This window comes from Actinokineospora sp. (assembly GCF_050699995.1).
In the GTDB taxonomy this organism is placed as follows: Bacteria; Actinomycetota; Actinomycetes; order Mycobacteriales; family Pseudonocardiaceae; genus Actinokineospora.
In genome coordinates this window covers 1-2,036 of record NZ_JBOHGC010000207.1, presented here as the reverse complement: position 1 = coordinate 2,036, position 2,036 = coordinate 1, and the positions used below count along the sequence as shown (strand labels likewise).

2 protein-coding genes are annotated in these 2,036 nt (G+C 66.8%); both read right to left on the bottom strand.

Going from position 1 to position 2,036, the window contains the following annotated elements; all coding sequences use genetic code 11:
• The coding region (locus tag ACRDSQ_RS11225) for a DUF6801 domain-containing protein (protein ID WP_431420800.1) at positions 1-698 on the bottom strand (698 nt) is incomplete at its 3' end.
• 42 nt (positions 699-740) lie between these two features.
• Positions 741-1,967 (bottom strand): DUF6801 domain-containing protein, encoded by a 1,227-nt coding sequence (locus tag ACRDSQ_RS11220; RefSeq protein ID WP_431420798.1) that lies wholly within the window; start codon positions 1,965-1,967, stop codon positions 741-743.
• Between the last annotated feature and the right edge of the window lie 69 nt (positions 1,968-2,036).

The window sequence follows — 2,036 nt, the reverse complement described above, 5'->3', positions numbered from 1 at the left end:
GTCGTGGTCGGCTCAGTCGTGGTCGGCTCAGTCGTCGGCTGCGTCGAACTGGTCGGCTGCGTCGTCGAGGACGGCGTGGTCGTGCCGCCACCGCCGCCCGGGAGGATCTCGCCTTCCTTCAACACGTTGTTCTGACCCGGGTCCTGCGTGCACGGCGCGTCGAAGGGGTTGGACGGCGGGATGCTCGCCAGCGAGCCGTCGGCCTTCCGCGCGGTGATGTTCAGCATCAGGTCGTGGACCGTGATCTTGATCGGGCCCGCCTGCGGGAACTTCAGCGACGGCGTCTTTCCCGTGGCCTTGACGGTGAACCCACCCGAGGCTGGGATCGTGGTCTTCTCCACGGTCACCGGAACCTCGAGGTCGGTGTCGAACCCGGGCGCGGTGATGTGCGCGGTCGAGACGGCCGTGCCCTCGATCGTGGCGACCTTGACCAGCTTGAGGCCGGTCGTGGTGTCCTCGTTCAGCGTGGACAGCGCCTCGATGGTGAACTCGCCGGTCGCCACTCCCACGGTGATCGTGTCGGGAATGGCCGCGTTGATCTTCACCTGGACCGGCTGCACGTCGATCAGCGGGAAAGTGCAGGAGTAGTTCAGGTCCAGGCTCGCGGCGGCCGACGCGGTCCCACCGGTCGCGAACAGCCCGGCGACCACCGCCGCCGTCGCTGTGGCGGCGAGTCCCGCAGCCGTCTTCCCGTTCATCCGTGTCCTCATAAGTCCTCTTTCACGTGCGCACACTTGGTGCTACTTAGCGGTCAGTGTCAGGTCGAGCTTGTTGCTGTCGGCGGCGACGAAGCCGCTGATGTAGTCGTTGAACCCGCCGCAGCCCTTGAGCGGCGCGATGGCGTACATGCCGGTGAGCCTGCCGCCCGCGATGACGTCGAAGTCGGCGCCGGACTGCAGCGCGATGTCCGACGGAGCAACGGTTTTACAGTCCGCGCTCTGGCTGATCGGAAAGCCGAACAGGCTGATCTGCGGCAGCTTGATCGTGACCTTGGAAGCCGATCTCAGCACGCCGGTGGCATCTATGTTCCCGGACGTCTGTCCGACGTTCTCGAATTCCACTTTGGACACCACGGGCAGAAAGCCCATGATGGCCAGATTCGCGGTCGTGGGGTTCAGCGCCAGCGCGGCGGTGAACTGCTTGGTCGCGAGGACCAGTTCGGCGTCGATGGTCCCGGAGATCGGGATGTCGCCAGTGAGGTTCTTGAGGTTCGACTTGCCCTTGATCGCGTACCCGTACTTCACCCCAGTGGGCGGCGCGGTGGTGGTCGTCGGCCGAGTAGTGGTCGTGCTCGGCGAAGTAGAAGTCGTGCTCGGCACAGTCGTAGTGGTGCTCGGGGTCGTGGTGGTGGTCCCACCGCCGCCGACGACGAAGTTGAGCAGTTCCGCGTTCTGGCCCGGGACGAGGGTGCACGGCGAGACGATGTCGCCGATGCCGGTGTAGCTGCCGTCGGCCTTCTTCGGCGTGACGAAGGCGGTGTAGCTCTTCATCGTCACCGACACCGGGCCCGGCTCGGGCGCGAACTCCGGGACGGACCCGGTGACCGCCATGTCGAAAGGTCCGCTCTCGGGGATGTTTGTCTTCGCGACAACCAGTCCGGGCAGCCTGATGTTGAGGTTCGCGCCGCCGGTGGCGACGTTGACCGCGGCGTCCGCGGTGCCCTCGAGCGTGGCCGCGGCGACTTCACGCAGGCCGACCGTCGAGGTCGCGGGCACGGTGGCGGTGGTCTTGAAGTTCGACGTCGTCACCGGGTCGCCGGGCGTGGCGGGGAGGGTGAAGGTGGCCTGGATCCTGGTCTTGAGCGTCTGCAAGCCCAGCAGCGGGAAGGGGCAGGAGAAATCCAGCGTCTTGTCGACATCGACCTGCTGGGCCGCCGCACCGGTCCCGGCGCCGACAAGCAGTCCCGTGGCGACCATCCCGGCGGCGAGGGCGGCGGACAGCCCCACGGCCAACTTCGTCGATTTCATACCAATCCTCATCGGTCCTCTTCCGTCTCTGCTGACTTCGCCTGGCGCGGCGCGCGGGGTGTCGTGGCG

Bases quoted from the DNA above. Each gene is read 5' to 3' on its own strand.
- ACRDSQ_RS11220 (WP_431420798.1), bottom strand. From the start codon at position 1,967: ATGAAATCGACGAAGTTGGCCGTGGGGCTGTCCGCCGCCCTCGCCGCC.